Genomic DNA, 1,107 nt, shown 5'->3' on the forward strand with positions numbered 1-1,107 from the left:
GGCGCCCTCAAATCTGAAGTGCAACACCTTGCCATCCGGTAAGGTGTGGTGAATGACAAGAACGAAGTACCAACAACTGCAACCCGAAGAGCGCATGCGCATCGAGATTTGGAAGGCGGAGAACGTCAGTCAGCGCGAGATGGCGCGCAGGCTGGGGCGAGCGCCTTCAACGCTGATGCGCGAGCTTCGCCGCAACGCGACAGCACGCGGTGGCTATGGGGCAATGACAGCGCAAGCCCGCCGCGCGCAACGCCGCCAAGCCAGCCGTCCCGCCCCCAAACTCGCTGCCGACAGTGTGCTGTGGGGCGTGGTGCGCCACTTCCTCGACCAAAAGTGGTCACCCCAGGAAATCTCCGCTACTCTCAAGCGCGCCTTTCCTGACCACCGCGAGCGCCACGTGTCCCACGAGACCATCTACAACGCCATTTACGCCTACCCGCGCGGCGAACTGCGTCGCCAGCTCATCGCTTGTCTGCGCCAGGGCCACGCTAAGCGCCTGCCGCGCTCGCGTGGCACCGACCGGCGTGGCCAGATTCCCGACATGGTCAGCATCCATGTGCGCCCGCCCGAGGTCAATGACAGGCTCATGCCCGGGCACTGGGAAGGCGACCTCATCAAGGGTGCGGGTAACCGCTCGGCAGTGGGCGTACTGGTGGAGCGCATGAGCCGCGCCGTGCTGCTGGTCAAGATGTCCGATGCCACCGCGGCTTCGGCCCTAGCCGGCTTTACTGCCAAGCTGCAATCGCTGGTCGCGCCGCTGCGCCAGTCGCTGACCTACGACCAGGGCCGCGAGATGGCCCGGCACGCCGAACTGAGCGCTGCCACCGGCGTGCGCGTGTACTTCTGCGACCCACACAGCCCCTGGCAGCGCGGCACGTGCGAGAACACCAACGGTCTGCTGCGCCAGTATCTACCCAAGGGCACCGACTTGTCCGTCTACTCCCAGGACGACCTTGACGCCATCGCCGACAGCCTCAACGGTCGGCCGCGCAAGACACTGAACTGGCACAGCCCATTGCAAATCCTCGCACAGGTACTCGCAAATCCCTCGGACAAGCTTCCTCTTCAATAACATGCGGGGCGTTGCACTTCGCTCTTGAAACCGCC

1 protein-coding gene is annotated in these 1,107 nt (G+C 64.6%); it reads left to right on the top strand.

Annotated elements, in window-relative coordinates; all coding sequences use genetic code 11:
- Positions 1-52 precede the first annotated feature (52 nt).
- A complete protein-coding gene (locus J8I82_RS37735; RefSeq protein WP_209765717.1) occupies positions 53-1,072 on the top strand; it encodes an IS30 family transposase in 1,020 nt (339 codons plus the stop codon).
- Positions 1,073-1,107 lie beyond the last annotated feature (35 nt).

The organism is Cupriavidus consociatus, assembly GCF_017814975.1.
GTDB classification, from domain to species: Bacteria; Pseudomonadota; Gammaproteobacteria; order Burkholderiales; family Burkholderiaceae; genus Cupriavidus; species Cupriavidus consociatus.